We start from the raw sequence: 23,505 nt of genomic DNA, 5'->3' as shown, positions 1-23,505 counted from the left end.
CTATAATAAAAAACGCGTTATGGGGGAAAATCCCCCGGAAAATCGCGTGGAGAATGACGTGGCATCACTGATCTATTCTTTTGCCCAGCTTGAGGCGTTCACCGCCGTCGCTGAGCATGGCAGCCTGATGAAGGCGGCCAGTAAACTCGGCAAAGATCGTACAACCCTGCGGGATCTGATCGATTTCCTTGAGGATGGGCTGGGCTACGCGCTGTTCCTGCGGGAGGGGCGTAGCCTGCGCCTGACGCCGGAGGGGGAGCAGCTTCAGCGGCAGGCGCACCTGCTGATGCGGCAGGTCAAAGCGTTTGAGGCGTTTGCCCGTACGGTGCCGGACAGCGCGACGCAGGACATTGCCCTCGTTTACGATCCGTTCACCCCCAGAGCCTTTTTGCAGGCGCTGATCGCTACGCTGGCGACGAAAAAGATCCGCCTGAGCCTGACCAGCGCATCGCGCGATGAGGCGGAAGCCATGCTGGCGAACGGTCAGGCCGATCTGGGCATCTGCCAGGCGCGCAACCGCAGCGTGGGCAATGAGATGGAGTGGCGGGCGCTGGGGGCGATCGAAATGGATTTTTACGCCGCAACGGCGCTTTTTGCGGAGGTTGCGTCGCCGGTGTCGCTGCTCGATCTCTCTCTGGTTCCACAGGTGGTTATGCATGCCGCGTCAGACGAGCCGGTTGCCCGTCGCCTGCAAATTTCAGGGCACACGCTTTTCACTAACGAACTGGAGATGCTGCGCGGCCTGCTGGAGCAGGGCTGCGGCTGGGGATTTTTGCCGACCCATCTTCACGCAACGCAGTGGAAAAACGTAAAAAGGCTGCCCACCGAAGTGGGCAGCCAGGGGATAAGCCAGACGATGGTCACCATCTGGAAGCCGGGCAGCGACAAGCGCGGGTTGATCAACGATACGCTCTCGCAGCTTCCGGCGTTATGGAAACGCTCAGCGCTGTGAGCACCCTTTGCACTGTTTATTCTGGATCTGCTGAAAGAAGTCGTTGCCTTTGTCATCCACCAGGATAAACGCCGGGAAGTTCTCCACTTCAATTTTCCAGATGGCTTCCATTCCCAGTTCAGGATAGGCCACGCACTCCAGACTCTTGATGCTGTTTTGCGCCAGTACCGCCGCCGGGCCGCCAATGCTGCCGAGGTAGAAGCCGCCGTGCTTATGGCAGGCGTCGGTGACCTGCTGGCTGCGGTTACCTTTGGCCAGCATGATCATGCTCGCACCGTTGGATTGCAGTAAGTCTACATAGGAGTCCATACGCCCGGCGGTGGTCGGGCCTAAGGAGCCAGACGCGTAACCTTCTGGCGTTTTCGCCGGGCCAGCATAGTAAATCGGGTGATCTTTAACGTACTGCGGCAGTTCTTCCCCGTTGTCGAGCAGCTCTTTCAGCTTCGCATGGGCGATGTCGCGCGCCACAATAATGGTGCCGTTCAGCGACAGGCGGGTGGAGACAGGGTGCGCGGAAAGCTGCGCCAGAATGTCGGGCATCGGCTTGTTCAGATCAATGCTTACCACGTCGCCTTCTCCCTGCTGGCGCAGGGATTCAGGAATATACTGGCCCGGATTGTGCTCCAGCTTCTCAATCCAGATCCCCTCGCGGTTAATCTTCGCCTTGATGTTGCGGTCAGCGGAGCAGGAGACGCCCATGCCGATCGGGCAGGAGGCGCCGTGGCGCGGCAGACGGATTACGCGAATATCGTGCGCGAAGTATTTCCCGCCAAACTGCGCGCCCAGGCCGAGGTTTTGCGCTTCCTGAAGCAGTTCCTGCTCGAGCTGGACGTCGCGGAACGCCTGGCCGTGCGCGTTGCCTTCGGTTGGCAGGCCATCGTAGTAGCGCGCAGAGGCGAGCTTGACGGTTTTCAGCGTGGCTTCCGCAGAGGTGCCGCCGATAACGAAGGCGATATGGTAAGGCGGGCAGGCCGCGGTGCCCAGGGTCCACATCTTCTCAACCAGATAATTTTTCAGCTTCGCCGGGGTGATCAGCGCTTTGGTTTCCTGATACAGATAAGTTTTGTTGGCGGAACCGCCGCCTTTCGCCATGCACAGGAATTTATACTCGTCACCATCAACGCTGTAGAGGTCGATCTGCGCGGGCAGGTTGGTGCCGGTATTCACCTCTTTATACATATCCAGCGCCGCGTTCTGCGAGTAGCGCAGGTTGTCTTCAATATAGGTGTTATACACGCCCTGACTCAGCGCCGCTTCGTCGCCGCCGCCGGTCCAGACGCGCTGGCCTTTCTTACCCATAATGATTGCCGTACCGGTATCCTGACAGGTGGGCAGCACGCCTTTCGCCGCAATTTCGGAGTTGCGCAGGAATTGCAGGGCAACGTACTTATCGTTCTGGCTGGCTTCCGGATCGTTAAGAATGGCGGCAACCTGCTTCTGATGAGACGGACGCAGCATAAACGCGGCGTCGTGGAAAGCCTGCTGCGCCAGCAGGGTCAGGGCTTCCGGCTCCACTTTCAGCACTTCCTGACCGTCGAACTCGGCAACGGAGACATGCTCTTTGGTCAGCAGATAGTATTCGGTGTCGTCATGCGCGAGAGGGAAGGGGTTCTGGTAAATAAAGGGTTTGTTTGACATAGCTTGCTCCACAAAAATAAAACCGCCGGAGGATATGTCCGGCGGTCAGGAATCAGAACATCATGGACATCCACGGGTAACCAATCAGCAGCAGGGCCGCCAGGAAGATGGCACCGAAGATGGTGCCGAGGCGCCAGTAGTCTTTGGTTGGCAGGTAACCGCTACCGTAGTAAATCGGGCTTGGACCCGTACCGTAGGGGGTGATGATCCCCATCACGCCCAGTGAGGTCACCATCAGCAGGACGAACACTTCCATATTCATGCCCGGAATGGTGGAGGCGATAGTCAGCATCGCAGGCAGCAGCGCCGTGGTGTGCGCGGTGGTGCTGGCAAACAGATAGTGCAGCAGGTAGAACGCCAGCAGCAGCACAATGGTGGCGACACCCGGAGAAATACCGCTCATCAGCAGGCCGCCTTCTTTACCCAGCCAGCTGATAAAACCGGTGGAGGAGAGGCCATCCGCCAGCGCCACCAGGGTGGCGAACCAGACGAAGGTGTTCCAGGCGGCTTTGTTGCCGGTGATGTCGTTCCACTCCAGCACGCCGGTCCACAGCATCAGGCCGACGATGAGCAGGGCAGCCATCGCGGGCTCAATCCATGCGGCGGCGAAGATCCACATCAGCAGCGCACAGCACACGAACACCAGCAGCAGGATCTCATTGCGCGACAGTTTGCCCAGTTTTTCCAGTTCACGGGTCGCCCATAACGGTACTTCGTTGTTTACCTTCACTTCCGGCGGGTAGAACCAGTAAGCCAGCAGCGGCATGGTCAGGATCAGCAGAATACCCAGCGGCAGGAAGGCGAGGAACCAGGTCCCCCATGAGATATCAATTCCGACCGTGCTTTTTACCAGCGCCAGCGCCAGCAGGTTAGGCGCCAGAGCGGAAAGGAACATCGAGCTGGTGATACAGGCCGCGGTAATTGCCACCCACATCAGATACGAACCGATTTTGCGCGCGCTTGGGTCGTTGGGTTTTGAACCGTACAGCGGCGGCAGGTTGGCGATGATCGGGTAGATGGTCCCACCGCTGCGCGCGGTATTGGACGGGGTAAACGGGGCCAGCAGCAGGTCTGCGAAGGTAATGGCGTAACCGAGCGTCAGGCTGCGACGGCCCAGATATTTCACCAGTATCAGCGCCAGGCGGCGGCCGAAGCGGGTTTTGTCGTAGCCCGCAGCAAACATAAAGGCACCGAAGATCAGCCACACGGTGGAGTTACCAAACCCGCTGACCGCCCATTTAAAGGAGGCGCCCGCCAGCTTGAATTTTGGGTCAGCCAGCTGTTCCGGGCTAAAGAGCACCCACTGGCTGCACAGCGCAATCGCCACCACGCCGGTAAGACCGATCACGGCGCCCGGCAGCGGTTCGAAAATTAACCCGACGATGACGCCAACAAAGATGGCGAAGTAGTGCCACGCATAAGGCGGCAGCCCGTCCGGAACGGGAACAAACAACAGCAGGACGGCAACAATGACGGGCAAAGCCATCATCAGCAGTCGTTTTGCTGTTCCATTTGATGCCAGATTCGCCGCAGGAGGCGTTACAGCAGTTTTTGTTTTCATAGTTTCACGTCTTAAGTTGTCAAAAATTCGTCGTACAGCGAAAACACAAATTCGATTGCTTTATTCGTTTTGCTTTTTTTAGTTATTTAAGGTGCGTTTTTGTGTTTTCAGTAATAGCGATTTAACGCATTTTTGTTTGCGCTAAATAAAAAATGATGATGTTTTTATATTGCTCTTTTGAATGCCATAACTATTGATCACGATCAAAAAAACGGAACTGAATGGCTATTTTTATATTTTTTATAATAACCACTCTGAGTAGTGTGGTTATTCGCTGATTTTACGCATTTTATGTATCAAAACTATAACATTTAAATTTTGGTGCTTTTTCTTGTTGTTGTTTTATTTGGTTTTTTGGTAGTTGTGGTGTATTGGTTTGACCTTTTGTGATTTAACTTTTTTTAAATTATTGTGAACGAGTGAAACATTCGCGCTAACACCAATGTGTTATTAATGTTATCGAAGGGATTAAATAGTTTATTAACTAAAGTAATGGCTTTATAAACTAAAAAAAGCTTTATATTACTATCATGACATCGGCAAAAAACACGAAATAAAAAAATCATCCCGATAACGAATTCTTAATTTTTAAAGTTTGGAGTTTCTATTATGAGCACTAACGAACGTATTTTAAGCCCCTTCACATTACCGAATGGTACTGAACTGAAAAACCGTTTGTTAATGGCCCCGATGACAACCTGTACCGGTTATTACGATGGCACCGTGACCAGCGAGCTGGTGGAGTACTACCGCGCCCGCGCGGGCAGCATCGGCACCATCATCGTTGAGTGCTGTTTTGTTGACGATCTCGGCCTGGCGTTCCCGGGCGCAATTGGCATTGATAACGACGAGAAAATCGCCGGGCTGGCAAAAATCGCTGACGCCATCAAGTCAAAAGGCTCCAAAGCCCTGCTGCAAATCTACCACGGCGGCCGTATGGTCGACCCAAAACTGATCGGCGGTCGCACGCCGGTTGGCCCAAGCGCCGTTGCCGCGCCGCGTGACGGTGCCGCCACGCCGGTTGCCCTGACCGCGGAAGAGGTGGAAGGCATGATCGGCAAGTTTGGCGAAGCCGTGCGCCGCGCAATTCAGGCCGGGTTCGACGGCGTCGAAATCCACGGGGCGAATACCTATCTGATCCAGCAGTTCTTCTCCCCGAACTCCAACCAGCGCGACGACGAGTGGGGCGGCAGCCGCGAAAACCGCGCGAAATTCCCGCTGGCGGTGCTGGACATTACCCACAAGATGGTGCGCCAGTACGCGGACGACGCGTTTATCATTGGCTACCGTTTCTCTCCGGAAGAGCTGGAAGTCCCGGGCATTCGCTTCGAAGATACCCTGTATCTGCTGGAAAAACTGGCCGCGCGCGGGGTGGATTATCTCCACTTTTCCCTTGGCGCCGCCCTGCGTCCTTCTATCGTCGATACTCAGGACCCGACGCCACTTATCGAAAAATACTGCGCCATGCGCTCAGACACGCTGGCTCAGGTACCGGTGATGGGCGTTGGCGGCGTGGTGAATGCCACGGATGTGAATGAAGCGCTGGATCACGGTTACGACCTGATTGCCGTTGGTCGTGCCACCATCGCCTATCCGGACTGGACCGATCGCATCGCGGCGGGCGAAAGCCTGGAGCTGTTTATGGACAGTACCCGACGCGAAGAACTTAGCATCCCGGAACCGCTGTGGCGCTTCTCGCTGGTGGAAGCGATGATCCGCGACATGAGCATGGGCGAATCTAAATTCAAACCGGGCACCTTTATTGAAAAAGTGCAGGACGATGCTAACGAACTGGTAATTAACGTCAGCCTCGAAACCGACCGCATCGCCGATATCGAACTGGCCTCCGGCCCGAGTGAAGACGTCGAATTTGTCACCAGCTTCGAAGAGATCCGCTCCCGTATTCTGGATGCCAACACCCCGCACGTGGATGCTATCACCGGCGCAACCAGCCAGAGCGAGGCGGTGAAAAAAGCGGTCTCGAAGGCGATGCTGAAATCCAGCAAAGCGCTGGCGGCAGAAGAGGGCGCTGACCCGAATGAGACTAAAAGCGTGGACGTGGTGGTGGTCGGCAGCGGCGGCGCCGGTCTGGCGGCGGCGATTCAGGCTCACGACGAAGGCGCGAGCGTGCTGATCGTTGAGAAAATGCCGACTATTGGCGGGAACACCATTAAAGCCTCTGCCGGGATGAACGCGGCGGAGACCCGCTTCCAGCGCGTGAAGGGCATTCAGGACAGCAAAGAGCTGTTCTACCAGGAAAGCCTGAAAGGCGGTGGCAATAAGAACAACCCTGAACTGTTGCGTCGCTTTGTCGAGAACGCGCCGCAGGCCATCGAATGGCTGGCAACGCGCGGCATTATGCTGAACGACATCACCACCACCGGCGGGATGAGCATCGACCGTACGCACCGTCCGAAAGACGGTTCCGCAGTGGGCGGGTATCTGATCAGCGGCCTGGTGCGTAACGTCAACAAGCGCAACATCGAGGTGATGCTGGATACCTCCGTGAGCGACATCATCTTCGAAAACGGCGAAGTGACCGGCGTGCGTCTGACCACCGAAGAGAACGAAACCCTCACCGTGGCAACCAAAAGCGTGATTGTCGCAACGGGCGGCTTCAGCGCCAACAGCCAGATGGTGGTGAAATACCGTCCGGATCTGGCAGGGTTCGTTACCACTAACCACAAAGGGGCGACCGGGGGCGGTATCGCGCTGCTGGAGCGTATCGGTGCGGGCACAGTGGATATGGGCGAAATTCAGATCCACCCAACCGTTGAGCAGAAAACGTCGTATCTGATTTCCGAATCCATCCGCGGCGGCGGGGCGATTCTGGTAAACCAGCAGGGCAACCGATTCTTTAACGAAATGGAGACCCGCGATAAAGTCTCGGCGTCAATCATCGCGCTGCCGGAGAAATACGCTTACATCGTCTTTGACGAGCATGTTCGCGTCAAAAATAAAGCCGCGGATGAGTACATCGCGAAAGGGTTTGTTACCAGCGCCAGTTCGCCAAAAGCCCTGGCGGAAGCGCTGGGGATGGATCACCACCAGTTCCTGGCAACGCTGGAACGCTACAACGGCTTTGTGGAGAAACAGCACGATGACGACTTTGGACGTACCACCGCGCTGCGTGCGCCAATCAACGAAGGGCCGTTCTACGCCATTCAGATTGCACCAGGGGTTCACCACACCATGGGCGGCGTGACCATCAATACCGATACCTGCGTGCTGGACAGCAACCATAACGTATTGCCGGGAGCGTTTGCTGCGGGTGAGGTTGTTGGTGGCATCCACGGCGGTAACCGCATCGGCGGTAATGCGGTGGCAGATATCATTATTTTTGGTACGCTTGCAGGACATCAGGCGGCTATGCGTTCGAAAACACGGTAAGGCTCCTGTTTCCCCGGCGGCGCGGTGCCTGCCGGGGCTACACCTGAGGACTCATGCAATGCCTGATAGCCATCGCGTTTACAGCTACTCCGCCGTTCTGATGGGCTCGCCCATACTCCTGAAACTCTTTTCCCATGACGAAGCGCTTGCCTCCCGCGTGTTTCGCCTGATCAAACAGTACGAAGATCTGCTCACCGTTAACCGTGCGCACTCCCAGGTAATGGACATCAACCATGCGGCTGGTCAGCATCCGGTTGCCGTCAGTCGTCCGGTGTTTGAGCTGATCCGCTGCGCGAAAGCGGCAAGCCTGCTTAAAGACAGCGCCTTTAACCTGGCGATCGGCCCGCTGGTGAAATGCTGGAAAATTGGCTTTAAGGGGGACGCTGTACCGCCCGCGGACGAGATCGCCGCCTTGATGGGCATCACGGATCCTGCGGACGTGGTGCTGGATGAAGCCAATAGCAGCGTGTTTCTTACTCGCCAGGGAATGGAGATCGATCTGGGTGCTATTGCTAAAGGCTATATCGCCGACAGGGTGCGGGATCACCTGCATAAAGAGGGCGTTGAACTTGGGCTGATCAACCTTGGCGGCAACGTCCAGACGTTAGGTTCGCCGGAGGGCGGCTGGCGCGTCGGCCTGAAAAAACCGTTCGCCGGTGACGCGCTGATTGGCGCTATGACGGTAGAGAACCGGTCGGTGGTGACGTCAGGCACCTATGAGCGCTATTTCGAGCAGAACGGCAAACGTTATCACCACATACTTGACCCGCGCACCGGCTACCCGCTGGATAACGAACTGGACAGCGTGACGATTATTTCGCAAGACTCCCTCGACGGCGATATCTGGACCACGCTGATCTACGGCATGGGTGTGGAAAAGGGCTGCGCCGCGCTGCGTTCGCGCCCCGATATTGAAGCCATTTTTGTCACCAAAACAAAAGAAGTGGTGATCTCCTCGATGCACCACTTCCGTTTTACCCTTCTGGACGACAGCTACCGAATTACTGGCAGTACTGTTTGAGCAGTCCGACCTGTTCCGGCTGCAAACGGTATCGATATACCGGTCGGCCGGTAGCGCCGTAATGAATGCTGGTGAACAGGATATTAATTTGCGCCAGCCAGATCAGGTATTTGCGGCAGGAGACGCGGGAAATGTTGACCGCATTCGCCAGATCGTCGGTGGAAAATTCTATCTCCGGATGGCTGTCGATCCACTGGCAAATGGTGCGCAGCGTCTGCGGCGTTAGGCCTTTCGGTAATTTTTTGCTGTCAGCCAGCTCCGGCGCGCCGCCGTGGATCAGCCTGTCGACGTCGGCCTGTTCATAATACTGATGCGATCCCATCAGGCTGCGCTTTGCCTTCCAGCCGTTCAGCGCCTCTTCAAAACGCGGGAACTGGAACGGTTTAATCAGGTAATCCACCACGCCATAGTGCATGGACGTCTGGATTGTTGCGGCGTCGGAGGCCGACGAGATCATGATGACGTCAATCGGGCGGCCCGACGCGCGAATGATGGGCAGCAGATCCAGCCCGTTATCCTGCTGCATATAGACATCCAGCAGCACCAGATCGATCGGCTGGCCTGGGTTGGCGATCAACGCCTCGGCCTGGTTGAGCGTGGAAGCGACGCCGCAGCAGCTAAAACCCTCAACGCGGTTAACATACAGACGGTTGAGGTCGGCTACCATGGCGTCATCATCGACAATTAACACATTTATCACGCGATATTCCTCTCGCTATCCCAGGGGATCTGAACAAAAAATTGGGTAAATACGCCAGGTTCAGACTCGACGGTAATATCTCCGCCCAGATTCTGGATCTGCTGACGCGCAAGGAACAGCCCAACGCCGCGGTTTTCACCTTTTGTTGAGTAGCCCTTTGTAAAAATAGCCTCCAGCCGCTCGGGATCAATACCGGGACCGTCATCGCTGACCTCACCGCTCAGCCAGCCGTTCTGATAATGCAGCAGCAGGCCGATCTCGCCTTCCGGCTGGCCTTCCATCGCATCCAGGGCATTTTCGATTAAATTGCCCAGCACGGTGATCAGCACCGCAACCTGCTCTTCATTGGCGGTGTCAGGAAGCTGACTCTCCTCCGCCAGCGTCAGGGTCACTCCGGCCTCTTTGGCGCGGTTAATTTTACCCAGCAGGAAACCCGCAATGACCGGCGATTTAACTTTGCGCTGTATCGCGCCGATATCCGTCTGATAATTCTGCGCGGTCTGGATGATGTACTCCTCCAGCTTATCGTAGCGCTTCATGTGCAGCAGGCCGAGGATCACGTGCAGCTTGTTCATAAACTCATGCGTATGGGAGCGCAGGGCATCAACATAGTTGACCATGCCATCGATACGCTGCATTAACTGGCTGATTTCGGTCTTATCGCGGAAGGTGCTGATTGCCCCGATCACCTGATTCTGGCTTTTCACGGGGACCATGTTGCACAGCAGTAGCCGTCCGTTACAGCCGATCTCCTGATCTTGGCGAGCAATGCCGGTTTTCGCCACTTCCCGCAGGCTGGCCAGCAGTGGTTCGCCGCTGCTCTCGGAGTGCTCACCCGAGCTCAGGAGCAAAATCTCTCTGGCGGTGTGGTTAATCATCGTCACGCGCCCGTGCATATCCACGGCCATCACGCCTTCGCGCAGGGACTGCAACATGGCCTGGCGCTGCTCAAAGAGGGCTGAGATCTCGTAAGGCTCCAGCCCAAAGAGGATACGTTTCAGAACCCGGACCAGACCCCAGATCGCCACCGAGCTCATCAGAACGCTGAATAAGATGGTCCACACGGCGTTGAGCCGCCCGCGGGCAATCTGATCTTCAACTTTATTCAGCGAAATACCCACCACCACCACGCCGATCTGGTCGTGCTGGTCGTCATACACGGGCGTAAAGACGCGCAGCGCTTCCGCGAGCGCACCGCGGTTAACGGAGACGTTCTCTTTCCCTTCCAGGGCGGGCGTCAGATCGTCGCCAATAAAATGCAAACCTAACAGCGCTTCGTTTGGATGGGAATAGCGGATCCCACGCAGGTCGGTGACCACTGTAAACAGCAAGTCGTTGCGCTTCGTCACCGCCTCGGCTATCGGCTGGATGATGCCAGCCTGCGGCGATTCCATCAGGCCACGCTTGATCTCCGGGCTGTCGGCCAGCGTCCGGGCGATACCCAGCGCGGTATCTTTCACGTCATCGCGCGTGGCGCGGGTGATCTGCACAGAGTAGAGCGCGAAGACCACCAGCAGCACCGAGCCGATAATCGCGCACACCATCAGCGTAACCAGCGTATTCAGCTTCATAGGGCGCTTGCGCGTCGGGGGGAAGGGCTGCAAATCGCTCATTAACACTCCGCGATGAAAAAGAAAGGGCTAATTATCGCTGATGACGGGCGTTTCATAAAGCCATGTAAAGAGAGGCGTTTCGTGAGCCTCCTCTCAGGTGACCTATATAAAACACTTTATAGTGTGTGGGTACTCATAATAAGGAGGCAGTTTATGAGCATTATGCTTACCGGTACGGCCAGGGAAAGACGGCACGCCAGCACGATGAACATCGACAGATTATCGACGCTGGATATGCTTAACGTCATACACCAGGATGACGCGCAAATCTCTTCTGCACTTACCCCACACTTAAGTATGCTGGCCCGCGTGGTGGATAACGCGGCGGCGACGCTTAGCCACGGCGGACGTCTGGTGCTGACCGGCGCGGGCGCGTCCGGACGCATGGCTGAGCAGGCGGCAGAAGCGTTTGCGCCGGGCAAACACCCCGTCATTGCGTTAACAGCAGGTGATAACGCCGGAAGCTACGCGCGCGGCGTTGCCGACCTTCAGACGATAGAATTTGGCGAGCATGACATGATGCTGGCGCTGTCCGTCAGCGGCAAAACGCCATGGGTTTGGGGCGCGATGCGTCATGCGTGGTCTCTGGGCTCAACGGTTGCGCTCATTACGGAGGATGCGCAAAGTGAAGCGGCGCAGCTGGCGAGTATGGTCATTGCTCCCGATCTGGGCGCGGATGTGGTGGCCGGGTATACCAACGCTAAAGCAGGCATTGCGCAAAGCATGATCCTGCATATGATCACCACCGGTCTGGCGGTACGGACAGGACGGGTGTACAGCAACCTGCGCGTTGATCTGGAGGCAAGCAACACCAGATGGGCCGAACGACAAATTGCCATTGTGATGGAAGCGGGGGGATGTAGCCGGGCGCAGGCGAAGGCCGCGCTGGAAAGCTGTAACCACCAGTGCAAAACGGCGGTACTGATGGTGCTGACGGGTCTGAATGCCTGGAAAGCGCATGAATTGCTGGCGCAGAATAACGGGTTTGTTCGCCTGGCCTTGCAGGAAGCGCCATAACATTTCAGCGTCAAATAAAAAAGCCCGCGTTGCGGGCTTTGCTATTTATGGGGATCAGAACTGGTAGATCATACCGATGCCAACGATGTCATCGGTAGCAATACCGTTGTCATTGTAGAAGGCATCATCTTCGTCCAGCAGGTTGATTTTATAATCAACGTAGGTGGAGAAGTTCTTGTTGAAGCTGTAGGTCATGCCCACGTCGATATAGTTAACCAGATCCTGGTCTACATAGTCATAACCATTGCCTGGATGATAATCGTTACCACCCAAATCGATGCCTTTAGAATAGACCCACGCCAGGGATGGACGCAGACCGAAGTCAAACTGGTACTGTGCTACGGCTTCAAAGTTCTGGGTTTTGTTGGCGATGCCATCGTTGCCGTACGGAGTCATGTTACGGGTTTCCGCATACATCATGGCCAGGTAGACATCATTAGCATCGTATTTAGCGCCGATTGTCCACGCTTCCGCACGTTCACCGCCAGCATATTTGCTGAAGCGGTTATAGGTGCCAGCGCCGTAAGCGACCTGGTCGTTAGTACGGTCAGAGGAAGAATAAGCCGCACCCAGCGTCAGGCCGAAATCGAAGTCATAGGTGGTAGACATACCGAAGCCGTCGCCGTTCTGGAAACGAACATCATCATGACCGTTTTTGGTGCCTTCCTGATTTTCGTTTGCGTTAGCACCTTCGTTAGCACCCTGGTATTGCAGCGCAAAGTTCAGGCCGTCGACCAGACCGAAGAAGTCATTATTACGGTAGGTCGCCACACCGTTAGTACGGCCAACCATATAGTTGTCGGTCCAGGTATAGGAGTCGCCACCAAATACCGGCAGCATATCTGTCCAGGCTTCAACGTCATACACGACGCCGTAATTACGGCCATAATCGAATGAGCCATATTCGCCGTATTTCAGGCCAGCAAAGGCCAGACGGTTAAAAGAGGTGTCGCCTGCGCCTTCGGTATCGTTAGCGTAGGTTTTATATTCCCACTGGCCGTAACCTGTCAGGTCGTTCGTGATCTGCGTTTCGCCTTTGAAACCCACCTGTACATAGGTTTCATCGCCGTCGTCGCCTGGGTTGTCGGAGAAGGTATGACGCGCATCAACCTTACCGTACAGGTCAACTTTGTTGCCGTTTTTGTTATACATTTCCGCTGCATTTGCTGCGCCAGCCATTAATAACGCGGGTACAAGAATTGCCAGAACTTTTCTTTTCATTATATATTCCCTTTAAATATAAATTGTCTGAATATATGTAATTACCCTCCGTAACTACATGGCTGATACTATTCTATGGATTATTATTTAGGTTCAAAAATAAATGTAATTAAACTGGTAAAAATATTACAAAATATTTCTTTTTATCTCTTTATTTTTCATGTGAATTAATTAATTGAAAATATAGCGGGTAATTATTATTAAGTATTTCGTAATTCTATTTATTAAAGATTTTGATTCGGATGTATTATAATTCACTCTCTTTTGAGCAACAGGATGGGATGATGGAACTTGCGCAGTGGCAGCACCGTTATGAGCGCTGGCTAGACGAAAATCATTTTACTGATGATGCGGCGCACGATATCGCCCATTTTCGCCGCGTCTGGATGACGGCGCAGGGTATTATGGCTGACGAGGATAGCGATCCGCTGGTTGTGTTGACCGCATGCTACTTCCATGACATTGTCAGCCTGCCGAAAAATCACCCGGAACGTAGCCACTCCTCGCGGCTGGCAGCGCGAAAAACGCGCGAGATCCTCAGTCGCGACTTTCCTGATTTTCCGCCGGATCGTTATGCAGCCGTTGAGCATGCTATTGAAGCGCACAGCTTCAGTGCCGGTATCGCGCCGCAAAGCCTGGAGGCCAAAATTGTGCAGGATGCCGACCGGCTGGAGGCGTTAGGCGCTATCGGCCTGGCGCGCGTCTTTGCCGTCTCCGGTGCGCTGGGCGCCGCGCTGTTTGATGCCGACGACCCGTTCGCCGGAACACGAGCGCTGGATGATAAAGCCTTCGCGCTCGACCACTTTCAGACCAAACTCCTGCGTCTGCCGGACACTATGCAAACCGCGCGGGGGCGCAAACTTGCGCGTCACAATGCCGATTTTCTGATCCAGTTTATGGCGAAGCTGAGTGCCGAATTACAGGGCGATTACCTCGGAACCGACAGCCAGATATTGACCCATTTCCGTCGCAGTGTGCGATCCTGAACTGTGGTACTCTGTTTTCTGTCTTTATTGTCCGGTTAAGAGAATGCAGGAAAATCGATCAGTGACTGTGCCCGCGCCTGAGCGGGTTGAGAAATCAACGGCAGCCGTGCAGGCACTCCTGCGTCAGCTGCTGGAAATGTATGATGCTAAAACGCTGGCAAACCAGCTGGTGGCCCATGGCGAGAGTCACTGGAGCCCGGCGATACTCAAGCGGTTGCTGATAAGCGACAGGGCAGGGCACCGCCTGAGCGACGGCGAGTTCCTTTATCTGCGCAACCTGCTGCCGCGTCCTCCTGCTGCGCATCCGAATTATGCCTTTCGATTTATCGATCTCTTTGCCGGTATCGGCGGCATTCGCCATGGCTTTGAAGCTATTGGCGGGCAGTGTGTGTTCACCAGTGAATGGAATAAACATGCCGTCCGTACCTATAAAGCCAACTGGTATTGCGACCCCGACGCGCACCAGTTCAACGCGGATATTCGTGATGTCACGCTGAGCCACAAAACTGGCGTCAGCGATGAAGAGGCCGCCGAACACATTCGCAATACCATTCCGGCGCACGATGTGCTGCTGGCAGGCTTTCCGTGTCAGCCGTTCTCGCTGGCTGGCGTGTCGAAAAAGAACGCGCTGGGACGCGCACACGGCTTTGCCTGTGATACGCAGGGCACACTGTTTTTTGACGTTGCCCGGATTATTGATGCCCGCCGCCCGGCAATTTTTGTTCTGGAGAACGTCAAGAATTTAAAGAGTCATGACGGCGGCAAAACCTTCCGCATTATCATGCAAACGCTGGATGAACTGGGTTACGACGTGGCGGATGCAGAGGATATGGGGCCGGACGATCCGAAAATTATCGACGGCAAACACTTCCTGCCACAGCACCGCGAACGTATTGTGCTGGTGGGCTTCCGCCGCGATCTCAACCTGAAAGGCGATTTTACGCTGCGTGATTTGCCTTCGCTGTATCCGGCGCGCCGCCCGACGGTGGCCGATCTGCTGGAGCCGGCCGTCGATGCGAAATTCATTCTGACCCCGGTGCTGTGGAAATACCTCTATCGCTATGCCAAAAAGCATCAGGCCAAAGGCAATGGCTTTGGGTTTGGCATGGTCAATCCGCTTAATCCTGACAGCGTGACGCGTACGCTGTCGGCGCGCTATTACAAAGATGGCGCGGAAATTCTTATCGATCGGGGCTGGGATAAGGCGCTGGGCGAAAAAGATTTCGACGATCCACAGAACCAACAGCACCGACCGCGGCGCTTAACGCCGCGCGAGTGCGCTCGCTTAATGGGCTTTGAGACGCCGCAGGGCTACAGTTTTCGCATCCCCGTGTCGGACACCCAGGCCTATCGTCAGTTTGGCAACTCGGTGGTAGTGCCCGCCTTTGCCGCCGTAGCTAAACTGCTGGCCTCACGTATCAGCAAGGCCGTTCAGCTTCGTCAGAGTGAGGCCGTCAATGGCGGACGTTCACAATAAGGCCACGCGCAGTAAAAACATGCGTGCCATCGGCACGCGTGATACCGCGATCGAAAAACGGATCGCGGGCCTCCTGACCGCCGTCGGGTTTGAATTCAGGGTTCAGGATGCCACGCTTGCCGGGCGTCCTGATTTCGTCATCGACGCGTACCAGTGCATCATCTTTACCCACGGCTGTTTCTGGCATCATCATGACTGCTATCTGTTTAAAGTCCCGGCGACACGCACCGACTTCTGGCTGGACAAAATTGGCAGGAACGTCGAGCGTGATAAACGCGATGTTTCGCAGCTTTACGCTCAGGGCTGGCGGGTGCTGATTGTCTGGGAGTGCGCGCTGCGCGGAAGAATGAAGCTGAATGACGTGGAACTGACGGAGCGGCTGGAAGAGTGGATCTGCGGCGGCGGTCAGGCCGCGCAGATCGATACCCAGGGCATTCACCCGATCACGGTTTCTCCACCTCACACGCCTTGACAAGGGGTTTCGCGGGCAGCAAATATTTACCCAGCGTGACCAGCACCACGGCAAAGACAATCACGCCCAGCGCCAGCCATTCAATCGTCGACAGCACTTCGCCCGCAAAACCGGTACCCAGCAGCACGGCCACCACCGGGTTAACGTAGGCGTAGCTGGTGGCAACCGCCGGTGAGACGTTGCGGATCAGGTACATATAGGCGTTAATGGCGATAATGGAGCCAAACAGCGCCAGATACCCGACGGCCAGGAAACCTGAAAGGTCTGGCATCGCCGTCAGTTTTTCACCCGTCAACGCGGAGGCCATCAGCAGCACAATGCCTGCCGCGAGCATCTCAATGGCACCCGCCATCATCCCGGAAGGCAGCTCGATGCGGGAACCGTATACCGAGCCGAAGGCCCAGCTCATGGAGCCGATCATGATCAGAACGGCAGCCCAGGGGTTCCCGCTCAGGTTACCGCCGCTGTTCAGCAGGATGATACCCACAAGCCCAATCGCGATGCCCAGCCATTCGAGCTTACGGGTGCGGATCCCGAAGAGACGACTAAAGCAGAGCGTAAACAGCGGCACGGTCGCGACGACCACGGCGGCGATGCCCGACGGTACGTTCTGGTGCTCGGCGACGGTTACCGCGCCATTGCCCACCGCCAGCAGCAGCAGGCCAATCAGGGCGGCGTTAAGCAAGGGACGCAGCGGCGGTAGCCTGTGGCCGCGCAGCAATAAAAATGCCATCAGCAGCACGCCGGCCGTAAGGAAACGAATACCGGCCATCATCAGCGGGGGCCAGCTTTCCACGCCTATACGAATGACAAAATAGGTGGATCCCCAGATGATATAAAGAGAAAAGAGTGCTCCAATGAGCGGTAATAAATGCCGAAAACGCATAGTCCCTCACGACGAAATAAAAAGTTCGCTCATAGTTAACGCCAAAACTATCGGGCTGGCGAGTGCTTTAATTGTGTAGTTAATGTGAAATTTTTGTTGACGTGAGGTGCCTGTTTCCGGGCGGTGAGTTTTGTTCCATACTATTCACTTAATTAGCAAAAAAAGAAGGATAGAGATTTTGGCAGGAAGTAGCTTATTAACATTGCTGGATGATATCGCCACCTTGCTGGATGACATTTCGGTTATGGGAAAACTGGCGGCGAAAAAAACCGCCGGGGTACTGGGAGATGATTTGTCGTTGAACGCGCAGCAGGTCAGCGGCGTGCGGGCGAACCGTGAGTTGCCGGTGGTGTGGGGCGTAGCGAAAGGATCCTTTATTAACAAGGTGATCCTCGTTCCGCTGGCGTTGCTGATTAGCGCCTTTATACCCTGGGCCATTACGCCCCTGCTGATGATTGGCGGGGCGTTCCTGTGCTTCGAGGGTGCCGAAAAAGTGTTGCATATGTTCGCTGCACGCAAAGAGAAAGACACCCCGGAAATGCGCCAGCAGCGTCTGGAAGCGCTGGCCGCGCAGGATCCAAAAACGTTCGAGCGCGATAAGGTCAAAGGCGCGATCCGTACTGACTTCATCCTCTCGGCCGAAATTGTGGCGATTACGCTGGGGATCGTCTCAGAAGCCCCTCTGATGAACCAGGTGCTGATCCTGTCCGGCATTGCGATCCTCGTGACGATAGGGGTTTATGGTCTGGTCGGGCTGATCGTCAAGCTGGACGATATCGGATTCTGGCTGGAAAAAAAATCCAGCGCAATTGCGCGCGGCATCGGGAAAAGCCTGCTGGTGGTAGCGCCGTGGCTGATGAAAACCTTATCCGTGGTGGGAACCCTGGCAATGTTCCTGGTCGGCGGCGGAATTATCGTGCACGGTGTTGCTTCGCTGCATCACATGATTGAACATTTTGCGTCAGGCCAGGGAGCGGTAGTCGCTGCGATCCTGCCCACACTGCTTAACCTCGTGCTGGGCTTTATCGTCGGTCTGATTGTGGTAGCCGTTGTTAAGCTGGTTGAAAAAGTACGCGGGAAATCGCATTAATTATTGCTGACCCCGGGTGCAAAAAGACTATTCCTCGTCTAAATTGAAAACGTTTCACCCTGATACAGGAGGCAGGTATGGTCTTTTTGATCAGTGATGAAGTTAAGCCTAAAAATGGTGGTCCAGGCATGATCGTCACCGGGTATTCCAGCGGAATGGTGGAGTGTCGGTGGCATGATGGATACGGCATTAAGCGGGAGGCTTTTCGTGAAGACGAGCTTCAGCCTGCTAATAAAAGGCAAAAACGCGACAAGGCTTAATCACACAACGCCCGGCCTTGCCGGGCGTTTTTACTGGCAGAAGACTTATCATATCGGATGGTGAGCGACAATCAGGGAGTGTGTGTGCAGCACGATACCTTTGTTGTAAAACAATCTTTTTTGCAGTGGCTGCATAAGCGTAGCAATCCCAGTTTGATTGTTAACCTCTGTTTTATCGTTGTCCTGATTTTTTCCACTCTCCTGACCTGGCGCGAAGTTGTGGTACTGGAAGATGCTTATATCTCCAGCCAGCGTAACCATCTGGAAACGGTTGCCAGTGCGCTGGACAGACAGCTTCAGTTCAGCGTCGATAAAATGCTGTTTTTTCGCCACAGCATGCATGATGCGCTGGAAACGCCGCTGGCGTTTGGCGCGCTGCATGATGCGGTAAAGCGTTTTGCGCAGTTGCGCACGTCTCCCACCTGGCAAATTGCGGTTGATAAACGGCGCACATTACCGATCAACGGTGTTTCGGATGCCTTCGTTGAAAAGACCACTCTTCTGAACCGTGATGATGAGTACCTTGATAATGAATTGTCCGCGGCGCTTGAAGTGGGGTATTTACTGCGTCTGGCATCCAGCCCTTCCCGCAACGAAGAGCGCGTGATTTATGTCTCTCGCGCCGGATTCTTTCTGGAAACGGATACGCCGGGAAATTCCAGCGATATCGTGCAGCGCTATTATCATCTGGTCACTCAGCCCTGGTTTACCCAACAGTCCGAGCGTGAAAACCGTGCGCGTGCCGTGCGCTGGTTTATCTCGCCGCCTTCCTCTTTTGTGGGCAAAAAGCCGCTGATTACCGCCAGCGTGCCGGTTTATTACCATCACGTCTGGTATGGCGTGGTGGCGATGGATTTCACCTTTGCCACCCTGCGTCGCCTGCTGGTGGAAGCCGTGGGCGATAACCCGGAAGGGGAATACCAGCTGTATGACAGCCGGCTTACCCTGCTTGCGACATCTGAGTCACCTGCTGTGGACGTTAATCATTTTGACGCGCGCGAATTAGCCCAGTTAGCGCACGCGATAGAATCGGATTCCGAAGGCGGCATTCGTCTGGGGAGTCGTTTTGTCAGCTGGGAGCGTCTTGACCATTTTGATGGCGTCATCCTGCGCGTGCACACCCTGGATGAAGGGGTGCGCGGCGATTTCGGTAGCATCAGCATTGTGCTGGCATTGCTTTGGGCGCTGTTCACCGCGATGCTGCTCATCTCATGGCTGGTGATCCGGCGCATGGTCAGTAATATGTATTCGATGCAGAACTCGCTGCAATGGCAGGCCTGGCATGACCCTCTGACCCGGCTGAATAATCGTGGATCGCTGTTTGATCAGGCGAAAATACTGGCGAAGCAGTGTGAACAGCAGTCGCTGCCTTTCTCGGTCATTCAGATCGATCTTGACTGTTTCAAGAGTATCAATGATCGGTTCGGGCATCAGGCGGGTGATAAGGTGTTGTCCCATGCCGCGGGGCTGATTGCCAGCACCCTCCGTGATAAAGATATTGCCGGACGTGTCGGGGGGGAAGAGTTCTGTGTGGTGCTGCCCGGCATGACGCTTGAAGAGGCGGCGGAAGTCGCAGAGCAGATCCGCGAGCGTATCGACAGCAAAGAGATCCTGATTAAGAAAAGTACCACCCTGCGCGTGAGTGCGTCGTTTGGCGTCTCTGGTGCGCAGGAGAAGGGCAATTATCACTTCGAAAATCTGCAATCCACCGCCGATGCGCGTCTGTATGAGGCGAAACAGCGCGGGCGTAACCGGGTCATCTGGCAAGATCACCTCAAAAAGTAATCAAGTCCCTCGCACCAGCCGGTCGGCCCGGTGTGCTGAGTGTGATAAACCCGGGCTGGATCGTTGTTTATAAGGCTGATACCCTCCCGGTTGAAGCCTTTCACCACCACGGCGAAGCCTACGCTGTCCAGCAGCGGGGCATCATTGGGGCCGTCGCCCAGGCCCAGCGTCGTCGGTTCGTAGCCCTCGTGCAGGCGATACTGGTCCACAAGCCAGTGAACCGCCACGTCTTTGCCGCAGCAGGTGTCCAGAATATGCCAGAAGCGTGCACCCTGGACGATCTTCAGCCGCTGCCGGGCGAGTTCGGCGGCAAAGTATCTCATTTGTTCATCACTGTCACGCCAGATCAGCGTCACGGAAGCCTCGTGCTTGCGCGCAAGCACCGAACGGGGACGGCTCAGCCCGGTCCATTCGGCGACTACGTGCTCGTCCACATCATCGAAGGTGGTGAATTTCAGATGCATCTCCTGGCGTACCCGGGCAATACACTGCCGGATATCGTCATGCTTCTTTTCTGAGATGAACCGTGCGGCCTTTTCCCACCGTACGTCAGGCTGGATCACCGCGCCGTTTTCCGCAATGTAGGGCAGCCCGCCAAGCCCCAGTTCCTGCTGGATGTCATCCATCTCGGACGCGGTTTTGCTGCTGCACAGAATGACCGGTATCTGTTCATCCATTAATTTTTCCAGCCACGGGGCCGCAGGCTGCCAGTCAAGGGTGTGAAAATCCAACAGCGTGCCGTCGAGGTCGGTAAAGACAAGAAGAGTCTCCTCAAGCGAAGGCATAATGTCTCCCGGATGATGATTTTCCCTAAGAAAAATCTTAAAAAAAATAGGCATTGAAGCGCCGTTTAAGTGGAAACGATCCCGACAAACCCACACGCGGCGCAGGTTTATACTCATAACCAAAATTCACATGTATAAAATATAATATTCGCTAAGAGAATATATGCTTGTAAGACAATTCTGTTGGGGATAATGTCTTACCTGCATCAGATTTCCTGGTGTAACGAATTTACAAGTGCTTCTTGCATAAGCAAGTTTGATCCCGGTCATCCCCTTGACCGTGTTTTTTTTCGTCTTAGCGGTTCGTCTCCGAGACGCTAAAGTCATGGATATCCAGCTCGAATGCTTCAGCCAGTTCACGGTAGGTATGGTAATCCCGACCATTGACCACGACACGGTCTGAATTATCCTCCGCGCGATGAACTTCGGACTCACTAATTTCATTGATGGCGGCAAGCAGGGCATCGACATCCACTTCAACCTCACGCTTAATGGTGTCGCTGTACTCTTTGTCAGTCTTCATGGCGGGCTCCTCATTTAACCGTCTCAACAGCTAAGTATAGACCGCACACAAAAACGCCATTCGCGCCAGGCGGCGATGCCAGGCAATGTAATTTGTTCTACACTGGCTCAAAACCACAGGAGGAATGTATGAAGGTCAACGATCGGGTAACCGTCAAAACGGACGGTGGGCCGCGCCGCCCGGGCGTGGTTCTGGCAATAGAAGAGTTTAATGAAGGCACAATGTATCTGGTGTCGCTGGAAGATTACCCGCTCGGCATCTGGTTCTTCAACGAACTGGGGCACCCGGATGGGATCTTTGTGGAAACGGCGGAATAGGGCGGCGTCGGGGGCGTCTTCTCCCCGGCTCCGGCTGCTTAAAAGCAAAATCTCTGGCCAGGCCAGAGATCAAGGTAGGGTACAACATGGCCGTGCAAATTAGCGCATATTAACGAAAATCCCATTCGTCACATTATCTGTCAGGCGTACGACATGGTATATCACTTGCTTATTATGCGTTTTAATTTTCCTTTTAATATTTCCTTTGTGTGACGATACTGTTTTTGCCTTGATATTCATCTGGTCTGAGATCTGAATTGTCCCTTGTCCAGCCATCCACATTCTTAGCATACTTGATTCAGTTCTGCTTAATGATAGGGTGGGTAAGTTAATCGCCCCTACATTCTTAACTTCTTTATTCAAATAATCGCCCAGAATGTCATCAAGTGACTCTGGTTTAATCGATTTCGAGCTGATTAATAAGTTTTTACGCACCAACAAATACTCATCGAAATGAATATTGGCGATCGCCATAAAAACAATGAACAGGGTCTTAGGATGCTGATTAATGATCTGCTTAATGTGCTGACTGTTAGCGGGGTCGTGAATGAAACAGTCCTCATTAATAAACACCACGCCGGGCTTGTGGGCGTCACAAGCGGCTGCGAGTTCTTCAACGGTGTGTGCATCGTTGATGTCTCTCTTTCTAACCCCTCTGCTTGCTAAGTACCCGGTTAACCCTAGCCGGGTGTAGCTGCATAAATCCATAATGATCGTTGACATGGCATACCCTCACTCAATGCGTAACGATAATTCACCACCTGCCTGAGAGCTCATAAACAGCCATACGGGATGGAAAAAAATCTAATAAAACCTGTGAGCATGACAAAGACTTTCAGGCGAACTCACTATCCCGTAAAGTTACGTATAATTTGCCAGGAATCATCTTAAAGTAAAGTAAATATTAAGTATTGTGAGGTGGTTAGAAACATTTAAACCGCGTCAGATATATCCTGGTAGATGTTTTTCGAGATTATTTTTAGGAATATCCTCAGGAAGACATTGCAAACACTGCGGGTTATTATTTGCGTGGAAGTTCGCTAACAATATCCGCTAACAGATTGAATATCTCACTGAATAAATGTTCGCAGAAGGGGGCGATAAGTGGCATCAATAATGACATTAATAAAAGGCCAACCGTCAACGTCACCGGAAAGCCGATGACGAATACCGACAGCTGCGGAGCCATTCGGTTGAGTAAACCTAATGCGAGGTTAACGGTGAGCAGCAGGGTAATGATCGGCAGCGCCAGCATCAGCCCGTTGAGGAAGATCAGCCCGGCAGCCCTCACCAGCGCCAGAAACGCGTTGCTGTTTACCGGGTTGTCGCCAATCGGCAGCGTGTGGAAGGTGTCCACCAGCATCGAGATGAGCCACAGGTGGCCGTTGAACGAGAGAAACAACAGCATCGCCAGCAGGTCGATAATACGCGCCAGCACGGGCATATTCAGGTGGCTGCCCGGGTCAACGAACGTCGCGAAAGACAGGCCCATTTGCAAACCGATAAGTTCACCCGCCGTTCGTACCGCGGCGAAGGCGAGCTGCATCGTGAACCCGACCGCCACGCCAATCATCACCTGTTGCAGGGCAATCCAGACGGCGTTCGGGGAAAAAATCGGAATATCCACCGCCGGCAGGGAAGGGGCAACGATAATCGTGATAACCATGCCCAGCCCAATTTTGACGCGTTTAGGCACCGACTTTTCACTGAGTATGGGGGCGGTGGAGATCAGCGCCATGATGCGCAGCATCGGCCAGAAATAGATCCCGAGCCACTGAACAAACTGATCGCTGGTGAAATGCAGCATCGTC

21 protein-coding genes are annotated in these 23,505 nt (G+C 54.6%); 11 read left to right on the top strand and 10 right to left on the bottom strand.

What is annotated here, in order from left to right; all coding sequences use genetic code 11:
* The first annotated feature begins 46 nt into the window (after positions 1 to 46).
* Positions 47 to 952, top strand: coding sequence for a LysR family transcriptional regulator (locus tag RY075_RS14690; RefSeq protein ID WP_032609605.1), 906 nt, complete (start codon positions 47 to 49; stop codon positions 950 to 952).
* Here RY075_RS14690 and fumA read toward each other — a convergent pair.
* Together fumA and RY075_RS14680 are read right to left on the bottom strand one after the other, a co-directional pair.
* Positions 941 to 2,590, bottom strand: a complete 1,650-nt coding sequence (fumA, locus tag RY075_RS14685; protein WP_338627807.1) for a class I fumarate hydratase FumA — start codon at positions 2,588 to 2,590, stop codon at positions 941 to 943. The two genes, RY075_RS14690 and fumA, sit on opposite strands and share 12 nt — an antisense overlap.
* Before the next feature lie 52 nt (positions 2,591 to 2,642).
* Entirely contained in the window at positions 2,643 to 4,151 is a 1,509-nt protein-coding gene (locus RY075_RS14680) for an anion permease (protein WP_003859551.1), read from the bottom strand.
* 609 nt (positions 4,152 to 4,760) lie between these two features.
* On the opposite strand from RY075_RS14680, the gene RY075_RS14675 reads away from it, so the two are divergent.
* The gene (locus tag RY075_RS14675) at positions 4,761 to 7,541 is read left to right on the top strand and encodes a flavocytochrome c (RefSeq protein ID WP_045896107.1); all 2,781 of its coding nucleotides are present in this window, start codon (positions 4,761 to 4,763) and stop codon (positions 7,539 to 7,541) included.
* 58 nt (positions 7,542 to 7,599) lie between these two features.
* Positions 7,600 to 8,562 (top strand): FAD:protein FMN transferase, encoded by a 963-nt coding sequence (locus RY075_RS14670; RefSeq protein WP_045897119.1) that lies wholly within the window; start codon positions 7,600 to 7,602, stop codon positions 8,560 to 8,562.
* Here the strand turns inward: RY075_RS14670 and dcuR are convergent.
* Positions 8,543 to 9,262, bottom strand: a complete 720-nt coding sequence (dcuR, locus tag RY075_RS14665; protein ID WP_003859556.1) for a two-component system response regulator DcuR — start codon at positions 9,260 to 9,262, stop codon at positions 8,543 to 8,545. The two genes, RY075_RS14670 and dcuR, sit on opposite strands and share 20 nt — an antisense overlap.
* Positions 9,259 to 10,875 carry a sensor histidine kinase gene (locus RY075_RS14660; RefSeq protein ID WP_032659246.1) on the bottom strand — a complete coding sequence of 539 codons (1,617 nt, stop codon included), beginning with the start codon at positions 10,873 to 10,875 and terminating at the stop codon, positions 9,259 to 9,261. Before RY075_RS14660 ends, dcuR begins: the two co-directional genes overlap by 4 nt.
* Before the next feature lie 153 nt (positions 10,876 to 11,028).
* Here RY075_RS14660 and RY075_RS14655 point away from each other — a divergent pair, with 153 nt between their 5' ends.
* On the top strand, positions 11,029 to 11,892 hold the full coding sequence (locus RY075_RS14655; RefSeq protein WP_045330355.1) for an N-acetylmuramic acid 6-phosphate etherase: 864 nt from the start codon (positions 11,029 to 11,031) through the stop codon (positions 11,890 to 11,892).
* A 54-nt stretch (positions 11,893 to 11,946) separates the two neighbouring features.
* Here RY075_RS14655 and ompC read toward each other — a convergent pair whose 3' ends face one another.
* On the bottom strand, positions 11,947 to 13,113 hold the full coding sequence (gene ompC, locus RY075_RS14650; protein ID WP_032659241.1) for a porin OmpC: 1,167 nt from the start codon (positions 13,111 to 13,113) through the stop codon (positions 11,947 to 11,949).
* Positions 13,114 to 13,397: 284 nt separating this feature from the next.
* Between ompC and RY075_RS14645 the strand changes: the two genes are divergently transcribed.
* Genes RY075_RS14645 through RY075_RS14635 form a run of 3 tightly spaced genes read left to right on the top strand, consistent with a single transcriptional unit; the run spans position 13,398 to position 16,048 of the window.
* Positions 13,398 to 14,099, top strand: a complete 702-nt coding sequence (locus tag RY075_RS14645) for a phosphohydrolase (RefSeq protein WP_023324909.1) — start codon at positions 13,398 to 13,400, stop codon at positions 14,097 to 14,099.
* 43 nt (positions 14,100 to 14,142) lie between these two features.
* The gene (locus RY075_RS14640) at positions 14,143 to 15,576 is read left to right on the top strand and encodes a DNA cytosine methyltransferase (RefSeq protein ID WP_086531994.1); all 1,434 of its coding nucleotides are present in this window, start codon (positions 14,143 to 14,145) and stop codon (positions 15,574 to 15,576) included.
* Positions 15,557 to 16,048, top strand: coding sequence for a very short patch repair endonuclease (locus RY075_RS14635; RefSeq protein ID WP_047653411.1), 492 nt, complete (start codon positions 15,557 to 15,559; stop codon positions 16,046 to 16,048). The genes RY075_RS14640 and RY075_RS14635 overlap by 20 nt, the downstream gene beginning before the upstream one ends.
* Here the strand turns inward: RY075_RS14635 and yedA are convergent.
* The gene (gene yedA / locus RY075_RS14630) at positions 16,020 to 16,934 is read right to left on the bottom strand and encodes a drug/metabolite exporter YedA (protein ID WP_047653410.1); all 915 of its coding nucleotides are present in this window, start codon (positions 16,932 to 16,934) and stop codon (positions 16,020 to 16,022) included. The genes RY075_RS14635 and yedA overlap by 29 nt on opposite strands.
* A 175-nt stretch (positions 16,935 to 17,109) precedes the next feature.
* Between yedA and RY075_RS14625 the strand changes: the two genes are divergently transcribed.
* The 3 genes from RY075_RS14625 to dgcQ all read left to right on the top strand — a co-directional run bounded on the left by RY075_RS14625 (position 17,110) and on the right by dgcQ (position 20,069).
* Positions 17,110 to 18,024, top strand: coding sequence for a DUF808 domain-containing protein (locus RY075_RS14625; protein ID WP_169803262.1), 915 nt, complete (start codon positions 17,110 to 17,112; stop codon positions 18,022 to 18,024).
* A gap of 77 nt (positions 18,025 to 18,101) precedes the next feature.
* Positions 18,102 to 18,284, top strand: coding sequence for a DUF2158 domain-containing protein (locus RY075_RS14620; RefSeq protein ID WP_003859574.1), 183 nt, complete (start codon positions 18,102 to 18,104; stop codon positions 18,282 to 18,284).
* An 84-nt stretch (positions 18,285 to 18,368) separates the two neighbouring features.
* A complete protein-coding gene (gene dgcQ, locus RY075_RS14615; protein ID WP_058658084.1) occupies positions 18,369 to 20,069 on the top strand; it encodes a cellulose biosynthesis regulator diguanylate cyclase DgcQ in 1,701 nt (566 codons plus the stop codon).
* Here dgcQ and RY075_RS14610 read toward each other — a convergent pair.
* Positions 20,054 to 20,854 (bottom strand): mannosyl-3-phosphoglycerate phosphatase-related protein, encoded by an 801-nt coding sequence (locus RY075_RS14610; RefSeq protein WP_302378085.1) that lies wholly within the window; start codon positions 20,852 to 20,854, stop codon positions 20,054 to 20,056. The two genes, dgcQ and RY075_RS14610, sit on opposite strands and share 16 nt — an antisense overlap.
* Positions 20,855 to 21,149: 295 nt before the next feature.
* Positions 21,150 to 21,377, bottom strand: a complete 228-nt coding sequence (gene yodD / locus RY075_RS14605) for a YodD family peroxide/acid resistance protein (protein ID WP_017383339.1) — start codon at positions 21,375 to 21,377, stop codon at positions 21,150 to 21,152.
* Positions 21,378 to 21,505: 128 nt separating this feature from the next.
* On the opposite strand from yodD, the gene dsrB reads away from it, so the two are divergent.
* Entirely contained in the window at positions 21,506 to 21,694 is a 189-nt protein-coding gene (gene dsrB, locus RY075_RS14600; RefSeq protein ID WP_003859583.1) for a protein DsrB, read from the top strand.
* A 99-nt stretch (positions 21,695 to 21,793) separates the two neighbouring features.
* Here dsrB and rcsA read toward each other — a convergent pair whose 3' ends face one another.
* Both rcsA and fliR read right to left on the bottom strand, forming a co-directional pair.
* Positions 21,794 to 22,417 (bottom strand): transcriptional regulator RcsA, encoded by a 624-nt coding sequence (gene rcsA / locus RY075_RS14595; protein ID WP_003859584.1) that lies wholly within the window; start codon positions 22,415 to 22,417, stop codon positions 21,794 to 21,796.
* Positions 22,418 to 22,715: 298 nt separating this feature from the next.
* Positions 22,716 to 23,501, bottom strand: a complete 786-nt coding sequence (gene fliR / locus RY075_RS14590; protein ID WP_022651466.1) for a flagellar biosynthetic protein FliR — start codon at positions 23,499 to 23,501, stop codon at positions 22,716 to 22,718.
* Between the last annotated feature and the right edge of the window lie 4 nt (positions 23,502 to 23,505).

Origin of the sequence: Enterobacter sp. JJBC, from assembly GCF_036936505.1 — a bacterium.
Taxonomy (GTDB): domain Bacteria; phylum Pseudomonadota; class Gammaproteobacteria; order Enterobacterales; family Enterobacteriaceae; genus Enterobacter; species Enterobacter hormaechei_C.
The sequence above is the reverse complement of the archived record's forward strand: the minus strand, read 5'-3'. Positions and strand labels throughout refer to the sequence as shown.

Bases quoted from the DNA above. Each gene is read 5' to 3' on its own strand.
- RY075_RS14640 (WP_086531994.1), top strand. From the start codon at position 14,143: ATGCAGGAAAATCGATCAGTGACTGTGCCCGCGCCTGAGCGGGTTGAG.
- RY075_RS14655 (WP_045330355.1), top strand. From the start codon at position 11,029: ATGAGCATTATGCTTACCGGTACGGCCAGGGAAAGACGGCACGCCAGC.
- RY075_RS14660 (WP_032659246.1), bottom strand. From the start codon at position 10,875: ATGAGCGATTTGCAGCCCTTCCCCCCGACGCGCAAGCGCCCTATGAAG.
- rcsA (WP_003859584.1), bottom strand. From the start codon at position 22,417: ATGTCAACGATCATTATGGATTTATGCAGCTACACCCGGCTAGGGTTA.
- yodD (WP_017383339.1), bottom strand. From the start codon at position 21,377: ATGAAGACTGACAAAGAGTACAGCGACACCATTAAGCGTGAGGTTGAA.
- yedA (WP_047653410.1), bottom strand. From the start codon at position 16,934: ATGCGTTTTCGGCATTTATTACCGCTCATTGGAGCACTCTTTTCTCTT.
- fliR (WP_022651466.1), bottom strand. From the start codon at position 23,501: ATGCTGCATTTCACCAGCGATCAGTTTGTTCAGTGGCTCGGGATCTAT.
- RY075_RS14675 (WP_045896107.1), top strand. From the start codon at position 4,761: ATGAGCACTAACGAACGTATTTTAAGCCCCTTCACATTACCGAATGGT.
- RY075_RS14610 (WP_302378085.1), bottom strand. From the start codon at position 20,854: ATGCCTTCGCTTGAGGAGACTCTTCTTGTCTTTACCGACCTCGACGGC.
- RY075_RS14635 (WP_047653411.1), top strand. From the start codon at position 15,557: ATGGCGGACGTTCACAATAAGGCCACGCGCAGTAAAAACATGCGTGCC.
- RY075_RS14680 (WP_003859551.1), bottom strand. From the start codon at position 4,151: ATGAAAACAAAAACTGCTGTAACGCCTCCTGCGGCGAATCTGGCATCA.
- dsrB (WP_003859583.1), top strand. From the start codon at position 21,506: ATGAAGGTCAACGATCGGGTAACCGTCAAAACGGACGGTGGGCCGCGC.
- RY075_RS14645 (WP_023324909.1), top strand. From the start codon at position 13,398: ATGGAACTTGCGCAGTGGCAGCACCGTTATGAGCGCTGGCTAGACGAA.
- RY075_RS14670 (WP_045897119.1), top strand. From the start codon at position 7,600: ATGCCTGATAGCCATCGCGTTTACAGCTACTCCGCCGTTCTGATGGGC.
- ompC (WP_032659241.1), bottom strand. From the start codon at position 13,113: ATGAAAAGAAAAGTTCTGGCAATTCTTGTACCCGCGTTATTAATGGCT.
- RY075_RS14620 (WP_003859574.1), top strand. From the start codon at position 18,102: ATGGTCTTTTTGATCAGTGATGAAGTTAAGCCTAAAAATGGTGGTCCA.
- fumA (WP_338627807.1), bottom strand. From the start codon at position 2,590: ATGTCAAACAAACCCTTTATTTACCAGAACCCCTTCCCTCTCGCGCAT.